This window comes from Catenovulum maritimum, assembly GCF_001050375.1.
GTDB lineage: Bacteria > Pseudomonadota > Gammaproteobacteria > Enterobacterales > Alteromonadaceae > Catenovulum > Catenovulum maritimum.
Genome location: NZ_KQ130482.1, coordinates 615,915 through 636,754, shown reverse-complemented (window position 1 = coordinate 636,754; position 20,840 = coordinate 615,915). Strand labels below are relative to the sequence as shown.

Annotated in this window: 13 protein-coding genes; all 13 read right to left on the bottom strand. The window is 38.2% G+C overall.

Going from position 1 to position 20,840, the window contains the following annotated elements; translation table 11 throughout:
• Nucleotides 1-40: 40 nt before the first annotated feature.
• A complete protein-coding gene (locus XM47_RS02195) occupies nucleotides 41-1,318 on the bottom strand; it encodes an O-acetylhomoserine aminocarboxypropyltransferase/cysteine synthase family protein (protein ID WP_048688916.1) in 1,278 nt (425 codons plus the stop codon).
• Between the two features lie 12 nt (nucleotides 1,319-1,330).
• Nucleotides 1,331-2,611: an O-acetylhomoserine aminocarboxypropyltransferase/cysteine synthase family protein gene (locus XM47_RS02190; RefSeq protein ID WP_048688913.1), complete on the bottom strand. Its 1,281-nt coding sequence runs from the start codon at nucleotides 2,609-2,611 to the stop codon at nucleotides 1,331-1,333.
• Nucleotides 2,612-2,939: 328 nt separating this feature from the next.
• Nucleotides 2,940-3,410: a DUF6194 family protein gene (locus XM47_RS02185; RefSeq protein WP_048688911.1), complete on the bottom strand. Its 471-nt coding sequence runs from the start codon at nucleotides 3,408-3,410 to the stop codon at nucleotides 2,940-2,942.
• Between the two features lie 79 nt (nucleotides 3,411-3,489).
• Nucleotides 3,490-3,975 (bottom strand): hypothetical protein, encoded by a 486-nt coding sequence (locus XM47_RS02180; protein ID WP_149865427.1) that lies wholly within the window; start codon nucleotides 3,973-3,975, stop codon nucleotides 3,490-3,492.
• A gap of 496 nt (nucleotides 3,976-4,471) precedes the next feature.
• Nucleotides 4,472-4,732: a GIY-YIG nuclease family protein gene (locus tag XM47_RS18675; protein WP_053084494.1), complete on the bottom strand. Its 261-nt coding sequence runs from the start codon at nucleotides 4,730-4,732 to the stop codon at nucleotides 4,472-4,474.
• An 8-nt stretch (nucleotides 4,733-4,740) separates the two neighbouring features.
• Entirely contained in the window at nucleotides 4,741-8,037 is a 3,297-nt protein-coding gene (locus XM47_RS02170) for a type I restriction endonuclease subunit R (protein ID WP_048688907.1), read from the bottom strand.
• 4 nt (nucleotides 8,038-8,041) lie between these two features.
• Nucleotides 8,042-9,016: a virulence RhuM family protein/type II toxin-antitoxin system death-on-curing family toxin gene (gene rhuM, locus XM47_RS02165; protein WP_048688902.1), complete on the bottom strand. Its 975-nt coding sequence runs from the start codon at nucleotides 9,014-9,016 to the stop codon at nucleotides 8,042-8,044.
• Between the two features lie 150 nt (nucleotides 9,017-9,166).
• The gene (locus tag XM47_RS02160; protein ID WP_048688899.1) at nucleotides 9,167-10,552 is read right to left on the bottom strand and encodes a hypothetical protein; all 1,386 of its coding nucleotides are present in this window, start codon (nucleotides 10,550-10,552) and stop codon (nucleotides 9,167-9,169) included.
• Between the two features lie 5 nt (nucleotides 10,553-10,557).
• A complete protein-coding gene (locus tag XM47_RS02155; protein ID WP_048688897.1) occupies nucleotides 10,558-15,519 on the bottom strand; it encodes an AAA domain-containing protein in 4,962 nt (1,653 codons plus the stop codon).
• Between the two features lie 181 nt (nucleotides 15,520-15,700).
• On the bottom strand, nucleotides 15,701-16,756 hold the full coding sequence (locus tag XM47_RS02150) for a DUF4917 family protein (protein ID WP_048688894.1): 1,056 nt from the start codon (nucleotides 16,754-16,756) through the stop codon (nucleotides 15,701-15,703).
• The gene (locus XM47_RS02145) at nucleotides 16,756-18,183 is read right to left on the bottom strand and encodes a restriction endonuclease subunit S (protein ID WP_048688891.1); all 1,428 of its coding nucleotides are present in this window, start codon (nucleotides 18,181-18,183) and stop codon (nucleotides 16,756-16,758) included. Before XM47_RS02145 ends, XM47_RS02150 begins: the two co-directional genes overlap by 1 nt.
• The gene (locus XM47_RS02140; protein WP_048688889.1) at nucleotides 18,173-19,840 is read right to left on the bottom strand and encodes a type I restriction-modification system subunit M; all 1,668 of its coding nucleotides are present in this window, start codon (nucleotides 19,838-19,840) and stop codon (nucleotides 18,173-18,175) included. Before XM47_RS02140 ends, XM47_RS02145 begins: the two co-directional genes overlap by 11 nt.
• The gene (locus XM47_RS02135; protein WP_048688887.1) at nucleotides 19,841-20,812 is read right to left on the bottom strand and encodes a WYL domain-containing protein; all 972 of its coding nucleotides are present in this window, start codon (nucleotides 20,810-20,812) and stop codon (nucleotides 19,841-19,843) included.
• Between the last annotated feature and the right edge of the window lie 28 nt (nucleotides 20,813-20,840).

The following is a 20,840-nucleotide window of genomic DNA, read 5'->3' as shown; positions in this document are numbered from 1 at the left end:
CCTATATAAGTAATGGCTTATATAGGATTTAATCATAAAACTATACGGCCACAGCATCTAATGCTTGGCTTACATCAGCGATAATATCGTCAATATGCTCAATGCCAACCGAAATACGCACGAGCGACTGACTCACACCTGCACTTTCTAATTGCGAGGGGGTTAACTGTCGATGTGTAGTTGAAGCAGGATGACAGGCTAACGATTTTGCATCGCCAATATTCACTAACCTTAAAATCATTTTTAGAGCATCAATAAATTGAGCTCCGGCTTCAGCTCCGCCTTTAATATCAAAACTTAAAATTCCAGACGCCTTGCCACCTACTATTTTCTGACATGTTTGGTAATAAGGGCTATCAGGTAAAGCGGCGTAATTGACCTTATTAACTTTATCGTGTGTTAATAAAAACGCGGCAAGTTTTTGTGCATTTTGACAATGGCGCTCAATTCTTAACCCTAAGGTTTCTAACCCTTGTAATATTTGGAATGCATTCATTGGCGCAATAGCTGCCCCAGTTACCCTTAGCGAAACCACTCGGCAACGTGTAATGTAGGCTAATTGGCCTAAGGCTTCTGCAAAGTTTAAATTGTGATAAGCAGGCTCTGGATCATTTAACACTCTGAAGCGTTTTTTATCTGCCGCCCAATCAAATCGACCCGAATCAACTATCATACCGCCAACCGAGGTGCCATGACCGCCAATGTATTTAGTTAAAGAATGCACGACGATATCGGCACCCAGTTCAAAAGGTTTACATAGATAAGGCGTTGCAACCGTGTTATCAACAATAAGCGGCACACCATGTTTATGCGCTATTTCAGCTAGCTTAGCAATATCAACGACATTACCTGCTGGGTTACCAATGGACTCACAAAAAATCGCTTTGGTTTTATCGTTAATCGCTGATTCGAATCCTGAAAAATCATCGGCTGATACCATTTTAACATCAACCCCCATTCGCGGTAATACTTGGGTAAATAACGTATAGCTACCGCCATATAACTGACTGGTGCTGACAATGTTATCGCCTGATTCAGTCAATGATTGAATCGCGTAAGTTATCGCTGTCATGCCAGATGCCAAAGCAAGTCCAGCCACTCCGCCTTCCATTTCAGTAACACGTTTCTCTAACACTTCAGCGGTTGGATTCATAATCCGAGTATAAATATTACCCTTAACTTTCATGTTATTTAAATCAGCGCCATGCTGGGTATTATCAAACGTATAAGATGTCGTTTGATAAATAGGTACCGCAGCAGCCTTAGTCGTTTGTTCTGCGTCATAGCCATGATGCAACGCAATTGAATCTAATTTCATTCTCTACTCTTATTAACTTGAAGTGACTGCATCTAGGGCTTGGCTAACATCTGCAATGATGTCGTCGATACATTCAATGCCGACCGATATACGCACTAATTCAGCACTAACACCTGCACTTTTCAATTCATCTGCATCTAGCTGTCTATGGGTTGTAGAAGCAGGATGACAAGCCAATGATTTAGCATCACCTATATTGACCAAGCGTAAAATCATTTGCAATGCATCAATAAATTGCGCCCCAGCTTCCGCCCCGCCCTTAATGCCAAAACTGAGAATACCAGACGCTTTACCGCCCGATATTTTTTGGCAAGTCGCATTGTATGGGCTGTTGTCTAATGCGGCATAATTCACCCAGTTAACCTTATCGTGGTTAGATAAATATGCGGCTAATTGCTCTGCATTTTCGCAATGGCGCTCCATTCGTAAACCCAATGTTTCTAAGCCCTGTAAAATTTGAAATGCATTCATAGGTGAGATAGCTGCCCCTGTGTTTCTTAAAGGAACAACCCGACACCGACCAATATAAGCAGCCTCGCCTAAAGCCTCGGTATATATCACCCCATGGTAAGAAGGGTCTGGTTGGTTTAACATTTTAAATCTTTCTTTGTTAGCAACCCAATCAAATTTACCTGAATCTATGATAATCCCGCCCACAGAGGTGCCGTGGCCGCCAATATATTTAGTTAAAGAATGCACAACAATGTCGGCGCCTAACTCTATTGGCCGACACAAAAAAGGCGTTGCAACTGTGTTATCAACAATCAGTGGTACACCGTGCTTATGCGCGATTTCTGCCAACTTTGCAATATCAACGACATTCCCTGCTGGATTACCGATAGATTCACAAAATATAGCTCGGGTATTTTCATCTATAGCTGCATCAAAACCGTCAAAATCATCGGCCTGTACCATACGCACCTCAACCCCTTGGTGTGGCAAGGTATGGGCGAATAAATTATAAGTACCGCCATATAATTGGGCACTACTGACAATATTAGATCCTACTTCGGTAATACATTGAATCGCATAGGTTATAGCTGCCATACCAGAAGCCAAAGCCAAACCTGCTATCCCCCCTTCCATAGCAGATACTCTTTGTTCGAGTACATCTGTGGTTGGGTTCATAATACGTGTATAAATATTACCTGGGACTTTTAAGTCGAATAAGTCAGCGCCATGTTGGGTATTATCAAACGTAAAAGAAGTGGTTTGGTAAATAGGAACAGCTGCAGCTTTAGTTGTCGCTTCAGACTCATAACCATGGTGTAACGCTAAAGTTTCTAATTTCATTTAATATAATTCCTGTATGGTTTTTATACCCGAGCTCGTTAACCTTTACTAGGGGTAACAACTAGCTTTCTGGAAGGTCTTTTTCCTGATAACTGCGTTAAATTCGCTAGTAATCGCCAGATAAAATAAGTGATATCTTCACACAATCCGATCAATAAATCATTTAGCCGCTTTATGATTTAGCGAGATTTTGTATGCCTTACTAAACTCACAAAACCAATTTTAACATGTCTTGGTAGTTTAAAGGGTAAAGTAAGAAAGCACTCAACAAAGCCAACTGATATTTCCTAACTTTAACCACTTGAGCTATAGCTGAGCTGTGATTTAGCTATACGGCTTGGCCCTTATTTTTAGTCACTTTTTTATTAAAATTTAACGATGCGATCGCATGAGCATCTTTAATCAAAGGTAGGATTAAATCAAACGAAGCTTTAGAAGGTGATAGAATTTGAACCCAAGACATCCATGCATAAATTGGATGAGGCATTAATTCATCTAGTTTAGTAAAGTCATGGCCAGTATTTACGATACAACCTTTTGCAGGACGCTTAGGTTTAGTACCAAAGTGCTTTTCGTAATTATCTTTACCAACACCAATACTCAACCTAAAGATAGAGTCACGTTTTAAATTTGACGACTTATCATGATCACCATCCTTTTCTTTGATAGTGCAAAAATAGACACCATTCGGGAGTAGATTACCCGGATTATAAAATAAGGCGGTTTCACCCCAACTGGCTTTAGGTGCAACGCCATCTAATTCTGTTGTTAATATTTGTATTATATTTTCAGGTGACATTACATATCCTTGAATCTTGGAGACAGGCTTTTAAAATATAAATTGATTTATACTAGTTCTCTTGAGCCTAATTAACTTGTTATAGGTTCAATTGAGGCCAGCCAGTATTGTGATTAAACCCTGATTTATTTTTTAATTTGTCAATAAACAATGCAGCTACTTGGTAATCTATTTCGCTTTGAATTAGTAACCCTTGCGCTTTATTTAAATCAGATTCACTCAGAGGTGTTCCATATTTACCCGCCCATATAGTAAATACGCTGAGACGAGATAATAGCTCTTTTTCTTCATCAAGCAGTTCAAGCTCTATAGCAATAGCTAAAGCAAGAAGATCATGCGGGCTTGCCTTATTAAGTGGAAATGAGTTTTTTACTTTTAATTTTCCATCTTCTACCTGAATTTTATCTTTGTATGCAAAAAAAACCTTAATAGCATTTTCGATAGAAATACCTAGGAAAAATAGAGAACCTTTATGTGCACCTACTTTTCTATCGTTATCAGAAGAATTTTTGGTTTGTTTTCTATCGGATAATTCAGCATATAAAATTTTTGAAGCTTCATACATTTGGCTTGCTTGCGAAAACCAAAATTCAGCATTTTTCGTACGAATTTCGAACTCCATTCCAACTCCAGCGCTTAGGAAATATTAACCTTACATAAAACGGATAACTACACTCTAGTCCGTTCACTCTTATTTAATCTCAACAATATAATTTAAGAACTCTATCAATGCCAATCACTTATTGGGCATACAAAAAACTAATCCTCTGATAACTGGATACTCAGAATTTCAGTTCAACGCTAGTGTTTATCTATACTAGATAGCTGCAAGCAAAATCCATCAATTATAAATAATTGGATGTTGGGAAGTGTTAGCTATAGTTGAGTTGAGTTTACTTATTCTGATACAGTACAGCTTGTGGAGGTTGGTTGCCATTTAGTAGAACATAGCGATTAGCTTTATCGGTTAAAGCGACTAGTCTTGACTCAAGGTATTTAACGTGAGTTTTGTTAAGTTTTCATCTTTATTGGTGAAACAAACAACCTCGTTCCAAAAATCTTTACCTGATAAATTTTTGATAAATACGTGAAGATACTTGCTCAGCCTCACCGATATAAACGGCACTATTTCCAGACTCGGCATCAACGCCAAATAAAAAATATACCCCTGGTCTATGACTTTCTTCCCAATCACTGAGCTCTTTTACTCGGTTCCTAGGTATCGATAGGGCCTGACCAGTCCATCCCATAATTTCAGCATGCCGAAAACCTGTTACGGTTCCATCTGCAAGGTAAATTTTTATTTGTCGTCCTTTTATCATAATGTTCTCTATTCCGCTCTATTTTTCTTAAAGTTCTCAGCCTGTGCAAAAATCTCTTTGTATACTTCGTCACGGCTTACAGGCGGGTAGCCAAACCTTGCTAGCAGCATAATTAAATCCACTTTTAACTCAGCTTTAATATCGTCACGGTTATTCCAGTCGGTATATTTGGCTTTATCATCAACAACTTCTTTTACCGCTTGTGATAACTCAATCAACTTACCGTCTGGATAGGTAAAGTCATACTTAACAGCTAACGATTTAAGAATGTCGTAAAATGCTTTTTCTTCAAAGCTAATACCTAGGTCATCGTTAGAGTCCATCTCGGTTTTAAGGTCGGTAAACATATTGATGATCTCATCGGAGAAGTCTTCTAATACTTCGCTCACCAATACATCTTCTTCTTTTCGTTCATTATATTTTTCAACTAAAGCTTTAAAGCGTTTGGTGAAATCAACACCCTGAGCAAGATTAACCTTTTTCATTTCATCAATAGCTTTTGCTAACATTTTTTGAAGTAACATTATCTTGGTATTGGGCAGCTTTATCTTGCCAATTTTGGCAAGATAGTCTTCATCAAAAATATCAATTTCACCATCACTGCCATCAAGTTTAAATATTTCCTCAACACCATCACTTTTTAGTGCCTCTGCAATCATTTCACGCACTTTGGCGTTCATTTGTGCCGTATCAGGTGCATCACCTTTAGTTAACTTGTAGATGATAGAGCGCACAGCAAGATAGAAATGAATAAAGTCGCGTTCTTGTTGAGATAGCTTCTCGCTACCACAACAAACATCATAAGCCGCTTTTAAACGCTTAACTAACGCCATGAATCGTTTCTCAATTTTGCCAACTGATAATACAAATTCAGCCGCATTATTTAAACAATTTAACTGTGCCACTGGCTCGCCAGTGAAATAAGGCGAGGAATCGAATTTATGGAAGATACGATTGAGTAAATCTAAATGATCTTTAACGGCAATAACCGACTGATTGATATCTTCAAAGTTAGTTTCTTCTGACTTTGAGAACTGCGCTAACGCTTTATTCATCGCAGTTTTAATGCCAATGTAATCAACTACTAAGCCTTTATGTTTACCAGAAAACTTACGGTTAACACGAGAGATGGTTTGAATGAGGCTATGCTTTTGCAGTGGTTTATCAATATAAATGGTGTCAAGGAACGGTACATCAAAACCGGTAAGCCACATATCTACAACAATAGCGATTTTAAAATTAGATTTATCATTCTTAAATTGACGGTCTAACTCTTTACGGTACTCTTTAGTTCCTAGTAAGTTATACAAGGCTTCTGGATCATCTTTACCACGTGTCATAACCATTTTGACACGTTCCATAGGTTTGGCTAATTTACCTGCGCTGACGGCTCCTTTCCGCTCTTGTTCTGAATATTGTTCAATATCCTCTGCTTCTTTTACTTCAAACCATTGTGGGCGTAACTCTTCAAGTTCCTGATAAAACAGGTAAGCAATCTCACGAGAACTACTTACAAACATGGCTTTACCTTTTATGGTAGAACCCTCATTGATGCGGCCTTCATAGTGTTCAACAAAATCTTTAGCCAGAGTACGGATACGATCAGGGTCGCCCAAAATTGAATTCATACTCGAAGTAGCTTTTTTGCTTTCTTCTATTTGATGTTCATTGCTACCAGAATCTTCACATTGCTTATAATAAGCCTCTATTTCTTCAAGCTTAGCGTTGTTCAACAATACTTTTGCTGCACGTCCTTCATAAACAATACGCACCGTTATTTCATCTTTAACTGACTCTGACATGGTATAAGCATCAATAACCTTACCAAATACATCTAACGTGGCGTCAATAGGCGTGCCAGTAAAACCAACAAAAGTCGCGTTAGGTAAAGAGTCATGTAAGTACTTAGCAAAACCAAAGGTACGTTTTACACCTTTATCGGTAATAGTGATTTTTTGGTCTAAATTAACCTGGCTACGATGTGCCTCATCAGAAATACAAATAACATTAGTGCGTTCGGTTAATACTTCTATATCTTCAGTAAATTTATGAATTGTAGTTAAAAACACACCACCACTTTGTCGGCCTTTAAGTAGTTGTCTTAATTGGTCGCGGCTTTCAACACTAACAATATGATCATCGCCAATATAGCTTTTAGCATTGGAGAATTGTTGAGATAGTTGATCATCTAAATCTGTTCTATCAGTTATTAATACGATGGTCGGGCTTTCAAACTCAACGCTTTTCATTAAAAGCCGTGATAAAAACTGCATGGTAAAGCTTTTACCACAGCCCGTTGCACCAAAATACGTTCCGCCTTTACCACTGCCGCCTTGGCCATTAGGTAGTTTTCGCTCTTTTTTAATATTCTCATAGAGCTTTCTAGCAGCGTAATATTGTGGGTAACGACAAACTATTTTTACTTCACCTTTAGATTTATCAGGAAAGTAAATAAAGTTACGAATAACATCACACAAACGTTCTTTATCAAACAAGCCCTGCAACATAGTATGCAAGCCATTAATGCCATCTTGTTCAATTGATTCATCACCCGTAACTTTGCGCCATGCATAATAAAAATCATAGGGTGCAAATACATTGCCCATTTTATTATTTACACCATCGCTAATAACGCACAATGCATTAAAAACAAATAACTGGGGAATATCACGGCGATAACGAATGGTCAGTTGTTTGTATGCTTCGTAAATATTAGCTTGCTCTTCTCGAATAGCACTCTTAAATTCAAACACAACCACAGGTAAACCGTTGATATATAAAATACCATCAGGAATACGTTTTGAGTTATCGGCAGATGGGCTATCAATTTCTAACTGGTTAACGATTTTAAAAATGTTGTGCTGTGTTGTTGCAACATAAGGTACGCTTGGCTCAGCTGCCATAGGTAACGCTTCATATGACTCTTGAGCAACAGCTACTTCTTCGCTGTTTACTTGGTCATAATCAATTAGCTGAATATATAAATCTTTTTTAGAAACTTCACCTGGCTTACTACCTGATTCACGCTTTAATAAAAAGCCATCACTTAACCATTTACAGAAGGTTTTATTGCTTTCATATAAGTCACCTACAGGCAAGGTTTCGAGTTGTAGGATAATGCTATCAATTTCACCTGTGGTAATTTCATCAGCAGCATAACGATTAGCTAAATAGGCTCGTAAGTCATCTTTAATGAGCACTTGCTCAGGTTGCCTAGCCAAATCTGAACCAGAGGTATAGGGATAACCCTGCTCACCCAATAATTCGATAATCGCCGCTTCTAATTGTGCTTCTGTAAACTTCAACGGTTTAGCTCCTTGCCAACATATTCATAATTAATCGTATAATGGTTTCTTTTTGATCGGGTGCGGACTCTGCCACTAATAAGGTCAATGCAGCTAAGCCAGTATCGTTAATAACAGGCTCGCCATTGTCAGCGTACAAATGATGATTACGATATAAAAAATCGACAAATAAAAATGCCCCACTGCGTTTATTGCCGTCTGAAAATGGATGATTCTTCACCACAAAATATAACAAGTGCGCGGCTTTGCTTTCTATCGTTGGGTAAGCAGGTTCACCAAATACCGTTTGTTCTAAATTACCTAATAAGCTATCTAAACCATCACCACGAGGTTGAGCAAATAAGCTAGTCGCTTCACCTTTGGCTATTAGCTGGGCTTTTAACGTATTGAGCGCTTGCATCGCATCAGTGGTTGAAATTAACTGACCGCCACTTTTACCAACAGGCTCATCCAATAGCCCTTCATCATAACGCTGTAACCATAAGAAAGTTTGTGTATAACGGCTAACAATTTCAGCTAAACCTTTGCTGGTATCTTTATTGATTTCGGGATTTTTAAGCGCATTATTAATTAGTTTTAACGCCTGTTCTAACTCTTGGCTATTGCGCTCAAAGCGTTGTTGGTTAATGGTGTAACCTTGAATTAAGTGCTGCTTTAAGGTTTTAGTCGCCCACTGACGAAAACGCACACCTTGTTGCGATTTTACACGATAGCCCACCGATATAATGACATCTAGATTATAGTGATCTACTTGATACGTTTTTCCGTCTTCGGCAGTTGTTGCATATTTTGCAACAACTGCCTCCCGCTCTAACTCACCTTCTTTAAAGATATTGCGAATATGTCGAGAAATAACCGACTTATCTCGTCCAAATAGTAATATCATTTGCGCTTGCGACAACCACGCGGTATCGCCCTTTAGAGCAACGGGTAGCTCTAATGCACCCTCTTCGTTTTGATAAATTTCAATTTGGTTCATGTTATTTCTCAGTGAGTCTTCATCTATATTATTTAACTATGCAATTACCTGAAATGTATAAAAGTTCTAGATCAACCAGTAACTCTATAATGGCTGCTTCTAATTGTGCTTCTGTAAACTTCATATACGCCTCAGAAAATTCTTTGATTATTATAACTTACCGATTAAATTCGGTTTACCGTGAGATACCGAGCCTTTCAAAAACTCACTAGCAACGTTAGCTATTTTGGCAACTAACTTTTGGTCAGTAGTGAAAAAACCTAGAGGTACGTGAACAGGGCTAAGGTCAGGCAGTGATAAGTGATAACTTACCGCTGCAAATTCATTATCTAAAAGTAAAACCTCAACGCTACCATCAAATAAGCCGTTTCTAATACCTTCACAAAACTCAATGCTACCTAATTTGTGTTTCCATGCTTTACCAGCTTGCATTTCATCATTCTGATGGTCATCACAAGGTAAATACACCTTCAGCTTATAATTGGTATTTTTTCCATTCGTTTTATAGTTATTCAGGCTATCTTTAGCTTTAATAAAGCCTTCACTCATTCCCCAATAACGAGTATTAGCACCAAACCAACATAGCTCTCTTGGTTTTTGCACATTTTTATGGGGCTTGAGTTTCTTTAAATTGTTTTCAATAACATTCCAAGGTTGCTTACCATATAATGGACCAACTAAAAGCTCATACGGTTTATCAAAAGAGCCCGCTACCATTTCAGCCAGCATTCCTCGAAAGTCGATACTGTCATCTTTGATAAAACGACTAACAGACATATCTTCAAAAGCATCCCATGCGGCAGCAATGCTATCTAGGTTGTTACCCAATCTAATGTTGTCAGTTTCTTGTGCAATAGCCTGTGTTATCGCCTCATCATTTTCGTAAAGTTTATCAACGTAAAAAGGCTTAATTCGGCTGTCTAAATCTACCTCAAACTTACGCTTAACTCTGTGAGCGATAGTTTTCTTTCTAGACACTTTATCAACTGAATAAAGGCTTGGTAACGAGTTATCATGAGTTTTAATAACACCCAATTCACCTCTTTCTACTAGCTGCTGAAAGTGTTTAGTAAACATAGCTCTTGCATGCTGTTCACTTAAGCTTTGTACTTCATGATTAACATTTAAACGAAGACCTGTGTGCCAGTTTTCATGCTGGTTTTTAACTTTATTAAACCCAGTTAATTCAAATGAAACAGAAGAAGTTCGAGATTGTGGCTTTTCAATCATAGGTTTATCATCTAATGATGAAAAATAACCTTTTGCCAATGTAGTTAAAAATAGCTTTCCTTCGTCAGAATATGCAACTTCACCTTTGCTGATAGGCTCTTCAATAGCAGCTGCCAATTCACGCTGGTTAAAGCCAAAAAACGAAGACAGTTCAAACTTCGAAAGCGGTGAAATATAAAGTGCTTTAAGCAAAAATTCTTTTATAAAAGGAAAGCCTTGTTTACTTAAATAAGAATATTCAATGCTAAATGTTTCCGTAGGCACAATATAATCAACTTCATTAAATTCAATCGTTGTGTTTTCCATAACAGTTATACCGCCTTCTTAAATTTCTTGGTTGTAATGTCTACAAAGCGATACAAGTCTTCACTAGCATTTTCTTCCATAAACTTAATAACCTTTCCAAATGGCAATTGGCTATTCTTTCCTTGCCACATTCTTTTATCACCAACAATTACCAAACGGTCCATAGCTCTTGAAAGGCCAACATTAATTCGGTTTGGTAGCTTTAAGAATCCTGAACCTTGCTTTTGCTCTGAACGTGTTACCGATAAAATAATCACGCGATTTTCTTTACCTTGATAACTATCTACAGTATCAATTTTCAATAATTTAGTTAGTTCATCAGACAAAGAGGCTTTTTTAACTTTCTGTCTTATACGTCTTTTTTGCTCGGCGTACATACAAATAACACCAATAGCGGCTTCACCTTCTTTTACTTGCTCTAGTAATGAATGAACAAAAGTCTCGTTTTCATCAACCTGTTTAAGCAAATCGACAATAGCATCAGCTTCAGCATCGTTGTAAATACTTCGACCAGAACCCGTTTGATGATGTGCTTTTTTGTTTAAATTCGACGTATCAAGCCATGTTGTAGCTGAACTCAATGCTTTGGGTACAGCACGGTAAATATCAGGGATCTTTCTCTCACCATTTTCTAGCTCACCATCATAAAAACACTGAGAAACCAAAGTACCAATAGCAGGAGCCATACGATATTGTACAAGTAGTTTTGCACCTACCTGTTTTCCATAATCACTTTCAAAAGCACGAGCAAAGTCACTTTCAATTAATTCATCAATATCATTCGATGATTGTATACCTAAGTGTCTTGCTAACGCTTTTTTGTGAGGGTCGGTATAAAGAGGTGGTAGTTGCTTATGATCACCAACAAGCAGCACTCGTTTACCTACTTGCATAGCTATAGCAAGTTCACTTGCAATAGAACGAGCTGCTTCATCAATAATGATCCAGTCATATTGATTACTTGCTATATCAATATTCCAGTTACCAATACCAACACAAGTACCCGCTACCAACTGCTTTGAACGAGCCAGAAACTCATCGATATTGGCATTGCCAGATTGCATAACCCGTATCATATCTTTCGACAATTTTACTAATCGTTGAACTGAGCTAGAGATATTAGGTTCAATAGCATACTCATGGTTTAAATCTTTAATTAAGCCTTCACGAACATCACTTAAGTTATCATGCCAATCTTTGTTAGTACGTATACTCTGTGGCAGTCTACTGTTAATTAATGACTTCCTTTCACCTATTTGTTTTTTAAGCACTTTCTTCTGTTTAGCAACTAACTCTTCATCATCAAGCGCTATTAATGCACTTTGTTGCTCGATAATGTGTGAAAGGATTTGCTTATCTAAGGTTAAATAGGCTTCTAAATAATCAGCAGGGGCTTTTAATGACTTAGCTAGGTTCAACACTCGATATTTTAATTGAGTTTCAAATTGTTCTACTTTTTGACTAACAATGTTGTCAGAATAAGCATCACGCAAAGAGTGAGAAATAGTTGACTCACTTCGACTAAAACGCACAACATCAAGATCCGTTTTTAAACGGCCACAGTGTTTGCGAATTCGTTCAGCAGCAGTATTTACAGCTTCATGTGACTGGCTTACCAATAAAATTCGCTCAGTGCCTTGTTTTTCAATTAGGTAATGAACAAAAGCAGCAATAAACTCAGTTTTACCGGTACCAGGTGGTCCTTGCAACATTGAAAGTGGGCCAAATCTTAGAAGCTTTTGAAAGGCTATACGTTGCTTATCATTAAGCTTAATAGCATTACCGTTATCATCTTTACGGTCATAACGTTTAAAGTCTTCATCAGTAACAATTAAATCATAGTCTGTAGGCGCTAAGTCACAGTCAGGCTCAAAATAATCTGATAAATTTTCGATAACAGAGTTTTGATCAAGAATCCGGATTAATGCATTTTTTCGTTTATTGAAAGATGATTTATCTGCTTTACTACGAAAGAAAATTACATCATCTTCTTTTAAGCGATGTGCTCTATGAGAGTAACGCGATAACTGAACTCTATTCAATCCTGAGGCTGATAGATTAACTTCGCCAATAAAGTAGTCTTCTTCATCATTAACGATAATGGCTTCAACTTGATCTTTAGCGGTAAAGCCATCAAGTGGATCTTTTTCAGCTTCGTACTGCAGGATTAGAATATCTTTATCATCTTTATGTGTTCTAGGCTCGCCAATAAGCTCTACATATGGATGAGACTCAGTCTCTGTTTTAAGAATTGCCTGCCAAAGCTCTTTGGTCGATATCGGCTCAACACTGATCTCATCCTCAATAATATCGGTGGGTTGTTCTATAGAAAGCGGCGCTACTTTTCTCTGTTTTAACTGAAATTGTTTAACCGCGTTTTCAAAACTATAAAACTGTCGAATACGTCTATTCAGTGCTTCTAAATTACTTGCTCTACCTTGAGTAATCCGAATAGCAAAAGGAAGTTCTAAAACTGCATTTTCGATATCTCTAGGAGAAATACTATCTCTAGTTTTAGGCGCTAAACCATGTTCAAAAGTGAAACTTACTTGATCGAAGAAAAGCCTAAAGAAGCCACCTAATCCACAAAAGCTCATTACCAAACCAGAAGCTTTGGTATCACTTTCTTCTATCGAAACATATAACTTACCGTTATCAGGGTATATTGTTAGAGGATCAAAGTTTTCTCTTGCTCCTCCTATTTCAATATCAATTATTTCAACCGATGGTTGTGTTGTTTTTTCAGGATTTAAAACAGCATCTTTAAAACGAGTTAACTCCCTAAAGCCAAAGTCAACATCTTCAAGTTCATGAATAATAGCTTTGCTAATAGCTTCAAAGCTTGAGCTTTCAGTGCCCCAGTCAATTTCTAGTAACTCTGCACTTATTTTCATTACCGCATAGTTATCACGTTCAAAGGCTGAACTATTATCAACATCTGCGGGGCTATATTCGGTATTAAGCAACTCTTCTGCATCATGATGAAAATCTAAAACATCAATAATAAACACGTCACTATGCTTATCTACAAGAACGTTATCAGGCTTTAAGTCGCCATGTGCAAAGCCTAAAGAGTGCATATGCTCAACATGGGCGACTAAGCTTTTCACAATATCGTTTCTGCGATTACGCATTCGATAAGGATCTAAAGCTTCACCCTCAATCCATTCACTCACCAAATACAACGAACTATCTCGTGCAGTAATACCATAATCAACAATGGTTGGGATAAAACTTAAATTGAGGCTTTGCAGCTTTTCTACTCGTTCTAAAAACGATAACGTGCGCAGCCCAAGTCCAGCATTAATGTCAGTAGGGTTTATATTATTCCAAACTTTTACTACACCCGAGTCTGCCTTATAAACTTCTTTCGAATCGGTTTCAGAAATAAATGTCACTTCTGGGTGCAATCGCCCAACTTTAGTCGGTTTAACAAATCGTTCTAGCTCTTGCGTTGAAAAGCTAAAATCGCCTTCTTTACTTGGCTCTTGCTCAACCAAAGCATCTAATAACTCACCCGCATCAGCGAAGGCTTTACCGTTGAATGCTTGTAATAACGTGTCGCCATACCACGCATCACATTGCGAAAGCTCAACCTCTAACGATTTTTCAAGCGCAGGTGTTAATCGTTTAGCTTCAAGAATTGACCACGCAATAATGGCAAGTCGAGAAACATCGTAATGATAGGGAGATAACGAAGGCGTAGCTTGGTTGTAAACCGATAGCTCATCACGAATATCACCTACGGTTTCTTTCTTGCGAGCAAATGCAGAAATAAAGTTTGAAAGCGCAACACGTTGTCCGGTACTTAACCAAATACTGTGTTTACCTATATCTCGGTGAGCGAGTTGTAATTGGTGCAGGTCTGCAAAGCGAGCTATTAACACTCTAACTAAGTTTACACGCTCATCAATGGATAAGTTTTCACCATAGGTAACAATAAAATCATTAAGGCGTTCATGCCCAAGAGGAAGTTCAACAACCTCATTGTATTGTGAGGTTATCTTCTCTTTAGTCGGTATGGTTAGTGAAGAAACACAATGCTCGTATAGCTCTCTATTTTCTCTTTTGATCTTGGTGAGTACTTCACGTTCACGAGAGACAATTTTTAGTCTGCCATCAGGGGTTTTAGCATCATGATTTGAAAGTTTATCAAAATCCCAGCTGCGGATAATGGCACGATCATTTTTGTCGGCTTCACTTTGCGCAAGGTACTCTATATAAACCTTATTCGGGTGTTCAAAAATATTCCCTCGATCTCGATCTTGCTCTTGCTCTTGCACTAACCAACCATCAACGGATAACGGTCTTGCTTTTACTTTTTTATCATTTAGCAGCAAGCTTTTTTCTAGTAGCGGGATATCTTGCAGCAATACTTTTGCATCAGGGTGAGGAGTAAAGCGTTTATTAAATTGATGCTCGTTAGAGCATAATTTACAAAAGTCAGTTAACGTTAAGGTATGGGCTAAATCATTTTTTTGTAGCTTAGAGAAGTTACTATCACCGCTCATTACTACCAAAAAATGTACATGAGGAGTGCGGCCTTCGTTTCTGAATTTACCAGCAAATGGCTTTAGTAAATTTTTTAACAGGAACTCTTTATTACGAGTGACCTCAACTGGAGATTTACCTCGGTCTTCATCACCCCAGTACCACTTACCATTACTTGAAGTTACAGGTTTACCGTTCCAATGTTTAAGCTCAACAATCAGTATATTGCAGTGAGTAACGATTAATAAATCGATTTCGCCTTGCTTATGCTTATTGATAAAACGAAAGTCTGCATAACCTTTCCAGCCCTCATTAAAGGGCTTCTTTAACGCTTGTAGGGCTTCAAACCCTTGTCCTTGATTTGAACTTTTTCCTTTATGCTTTTGCACATTCGGGGTGCTAAGTACATTTTCAATTTTTTTAATTGCATCGATTTCGTGGCGCTCAAGGCCACCGTCCCAATATTTGATATCCATATTTACTTCTTATTATTTAGTTAACCTTTCAGGTTTATATCTTTTGGTTATTAGTAGTCACAGGCTAAGTTTTAAGTAGCCAACAACTCTATAACTTCTGCTCTTAGTTATATAAAAACCACTTAATGCGCTTTTTTTAGTGATAGCTTTTGAATTGCTTCAGCTATTGCTTTCTGTTCTTTTAAAACACTGTTGATGGCTGGTTCCATGCACCCGCACTTTGTGAGTCAAAAAAAGTCACGTTATTTGAATTAATACCTACCTCATTTTTTAATGCAGTTAAAGCATGCTTCATTTCTTTTTCCTGTGATTCTATATCCTGTCCAGTGTATATAGATACAGCAACACGCATAGGATTGGCTTGTTTTAATTGTGCTAATAAATGATTATCTTGAGTCCCCATACTCCAACCATAGATCGTTACATTCTCTTTAGCTTTCGGTAATGCTTGATGATATACATGAGATAGGTAGCTTGAAGTATTAATTTGTTTAAGTTTTTCGTGACTATCCCCTTCACATATAAATAAGGGCTGTGAACCATTATTTGCCCAGGCTTTGGTTAATGCTGTTAATAAATCTTTTTTATGGTTCGCAGTAATCTTTTTTTCGTCACCCAATTTGGTGCTGTATAATAATAAATTACCGTGGGGGAAATAAAGTTGAGTTGTTTTATCGTTAGTAGGTAATAGTTTTTTATAATCGAATAACAAGCTTGTACTGTTCTTCACGTTATCACGTTTAGAGAAACCGTCGTCAAAAACATCAGAAGAATCAATTAATGATATTTGAGTTTGTGTAGCCCAATGTATTAGCAAATCGTAATTTAAACTAAAAATAGTGTTAAAATTGCTTAGGTATTGTCTTACAAAATCAATTTCATTTTTTACTTCCGCCCATTCTGGATGTAACCCTTTAACTGTATCAATCAGCGAGCGCCGTACATCAGTATACGCTTTACGAACTTTATTTTGCTCACTCTTAGTAATATCAACTTTTTTATTTATAAAGTCAGCTTGATTTAACTTATTTAAAATTCGTTCAAAATCACGCTGGCTTGCTGAAAAATGTTCAAATATTTCTTGTGCAGCTTTTTTAATATGCTCGTTATCTCTCCCCCATTGATAAAGTTTCTTATAAGAGAAATTGGATGAAATCGCAATAGAGCCACCATTACCGACAATTAAGCAATCTGAAAAGTTCCCTCTAATATCTTCCCACTGAAAAACTTCACTCATTAAGCAGGAACCTCGGTATTAATACTTTCGGCTGGAAGCTGCAATTCGCCAGAGATTAGTTTAGGCAGTAATGTATCTCTCAATTTAGTTAGCTCAATATTTTGCTCTAAATTCAATTCAACTTTATCAAAGCTACTTTTAATTAAGTTAGAAAAAGAGGTGATACAATCTAATGAAGGTAGAAGTATCGGCATCACTGCGACTTCTTTAGGGCTAACCCTTTGGTGACTGCCGGTTGTTCCTGTTACACGACTCGCAATTTTTGATTTGACGTTTTCTGAGTTCATTAAGGAGTAAACAAACACTCTATGCTCATTATTAACTGGCTCAAATGGCATAAATTCGGTGGAGCATACCGAAACATCAGTATCTGAAACTTTTGGCATCCAGATTCTAGGGGTATGCGGGTTTAATTTAGATACTAATACTGTATTCTCAGAAAGCTTGTACTTCCCACTCTTGATTTCAATACCTAAATCGTGAGTTGGCACTTTTCCGTCATCAAAAGCGGGTAAACTAAATTGAGTCCATAATTTTTCTGGCTCTTTTTTAGGGTGTATGGATTTATTTTTTAATGTAGCAACCTTAGAGAAAGAGTCTAATTTCCACCCCTCCGGTATCCAGCCGTTGATGCCGACTGATGGTTCATCGGTTTGTTCAAATTCGCTTGGGAATAGTTGGCTGATGTCTTCGGGTAGTGGTTTAGCGTCTAGCTCGCCATTAGCCATTTGTTGCTGTACTTGCTGACGCTGAACCGCTTTTTTCTGTAAGGCTTCAGGGAAGTTGTTAACGGCCATACCGCTAGCAAGGGCGTTGTCGAAAACAGGATCAAAATCGACAAACCAGCTTTTAAATAACGCTTGCGCCATTTGTTCAAGGGTTTGGCTGGTTTGGCAGTTTAGTTTTATTTTTTCACTAATTGAATCAAGAATACCGACTATTTCATCTTGATACACCTTGGGTGGTCTAGGAATAGGTAAAGATTTAATATTGTATAGTGGTAACTTGCCTTGAGCTGAACCGACAGTTCTGGAAATTATTTCACTTTGTCCATAGTTTGAAATTAAAAAATAATAAATAAATTTAGGGTGAAACGATTCATCCAGCTCAGTAATCCTCGCAGCATTTTCTGTGAGATTTACATTGTCCCACTCTTCAGTTATGTAGAAAACCATTCCGATTGTATGGCCTACTATAGCTAGGCAAATATCATCTGCATTTACAATATATCTTTTTATGGCCTCTCTAGTTTCTGGAATCAAATATTGAAGTTCATTAGTTTGAATTCTGCCACCCGATATATCAACTAGCCGAATATATGGGTAATCCGTTTGATACCCAACCAACGATTGACCTTTAGGTAGACGTTTGCCACTTTTAATTTTTGCAACTTCTTCAAGCGTTACTGTAGGCCAGTTATTCACCATAACCCAGCACCTCCAAGTTTTGGCGAATAGCTTTATCTAATTCTTCTGCCTGTTCCATTTGGCTGTATAGGGTTTTGCTTAGTTCTTTCATTTTGACTTCGAACGGAATGCCGTCATCTTCAATTTCAGCAGCGCCGACATAGCGACCCGGTGTTAAAACAAAGTCATTCGCTTTAATGTCTTCAAGTGATGCTGATTTACAAAACCCGCTTTGGTCGCTACGGGCTCCATGCCCTCTCGCGACACTTGAGCTATCCTGCTCATCGTCTTCTTTATTCCATTCACCTGATTTCCAATTATGGTAAGTAGTGGCTATTTCAGCGATGTCTTCTGTGGTGAGTTCTTTGTTAGTGCGGCTGATCATGGTGCCCATTTCACGGGCATCAATAAATAAGGTTTCACCTTGGCGGTTGCGGGTCGCTCCTGTGCGTCCTGCACCCGCGACATTAGTGCTTCCTTGCACGTCATAGCCTGCGTTGCCTTTCTTGTTTTTGGTGATAAACCATAAACACACTGGAATTTGTGTGGTGTAGAACAACTGCCCCGGTAAGGCGATCATACAATCAACTAAATCTTGCTCGATGATTTTTTGGCGAATTGCACCTTCACCACCGGTATTTGAACTCATAGAGCCATTAGCTAATACAAAACCTGCGGTACCATTTTCACTTAGCTTTGAGATCATGTGCATGATCCACGCATAGTTAGCGTTACCAGTTGGTGGCACATCAAAACCAGCCCAACGACCATCGTCGACTAACTCACTATCACTACGCCATTGCTTTTGGTTAAACGGCGGGTTTGCCATAATAAAGTCGGCTTTTAAATCAGGATGCTGATCTTTAAAGAAACTATCACCGGCAACTTCACCCAAATTACCTGAAATACCACGTACTGCTAGGTTCATTTTGGCTAGCTTATAGGTGGTGTTGGTGTATTCCTGACCGTAAATTGAAATATCTTTACGGTTGCCTTTGTGACTGTCGATAAACTTAAGCGATTGCACAAACATGCCGCCAGAGCCACAACACGGATCGTAAATTTTACCTTTAAATGGCTCTATCATTTCAGCAATTAACGCGACTACTGATTTTGGCGTATAGAATTCACCACCACCTTTACCTTCGCTTGAGGCAAACTTACCTAAGAAGTATTCGTAAACGCGACCGACTAAATCTTCTTCAGTCATTTCACATTCGCTAGCGGCGGTGTCGATGTTATTAATAGTATCGATAAGTGAAGCTAATTTGCTGGTAACAAGCCCTAAACGGCTAAAGTAGTTTTCTGGTAATGCGCCTTTTAATGATGGGTTGTTCTTTTCAACCGTATGTAATGCGGTATCAATTTTTACCGCAATGTCGTCTTGCTTCATGTTCTTTTTAATAAACGACCAACGAGCCTCTTCAGGTAAATAGAACACATTGTCTTGCATGTAAAATTCAACTTGGTCGATAAAGTCACCCATGCCGCCGTCAATTAATGCTTGGCGTTTGTCTTCAAACTTATCGCTGATAAATTTTAAGAAAATAAGGCTAAGTACCACGTGTTTATATTCTGATGATTCAACACTACCTCGCAGTTTATTGGCAGTATCCCATAAGGTTTCTTCAAAGTTGGTATTTGCGGTGTTGCTCTTTTTGCTTTTAGCAGTTGCCATTTATTTATCTTCCTGAATATTTGATTGGGGACGCACTATTGCTGCGTGGTATCCCGGTGCAATTGCAAGGTCTGCAATGCCTGTTAATTCTGCTTTTATTTGGTTGACGTTACTTAACCATAATTGATATTCGTTTCCTTGGAGTGATGCGTTATCAGTACAGTCTACGTTCCACTGCCTAAGCAAATAGCCTAAAACAGATGCTCGTACTTCTAGCATAAGTTGGCCCTGGTGCATGTTGTAATCAAGCTCTATTGCGCTTTTATGCTTAATTGCGGGGTGTGGTTTTAAAACTACCGAGACAATTTTATTCCACTGCCGATCATTCGATTTATGCTCTTCAGGCTTCATGTCACTTTGGTAGCTGACCACGTTTTCTGGATGTTCGTTTACCGGTTGAAAGCAAAGCGTGACGTTTTGAATGCGCGTACACACAAAGTCTCTAAATTCATTCGATTTTCTATCAAAAGCACGTACATGCCAGCGGTTGCCATTGTTGACTAACGCATGAGGAACAATTTCGCGCGTACTTGGCCCCGAAGATAATGAGACATAATCACATGTGATGGCTTGCTGGTTGTTGATTGCACGCATTATTGCGGCAATTATTTCACTTTTTGGATGAACCAAGGATATTGCATCAAAGCAGTTTTCACTGACTTCTTGCCCACTTGAAAGACCGTCACCAAAGCCACGACATAAACCCGCCAGTATTGATTCAGGGTTATGGGTGAATATAGGTTTAAACGCTTCTGTACGGTGGTAATTTTTCGTTTGATGGAGTAATTCAAGGTTGTGTGGTGCTAATTCACGATAAGCGGTTAAATCGCGTGTAGAGGCCGCTAAACCAGTTTTAAAACGCTGAATTAGGTCAGCACGCGCAACTTGGCCAAAATATTGAAGGCTAAAGTCGATAAACGCAAGGCGTTCCTTTTGTGCGTGAGTTAGCGAATCCAATGCTATTTGAGGCATATTAACTACAAGTGAGTTACTGATGAAT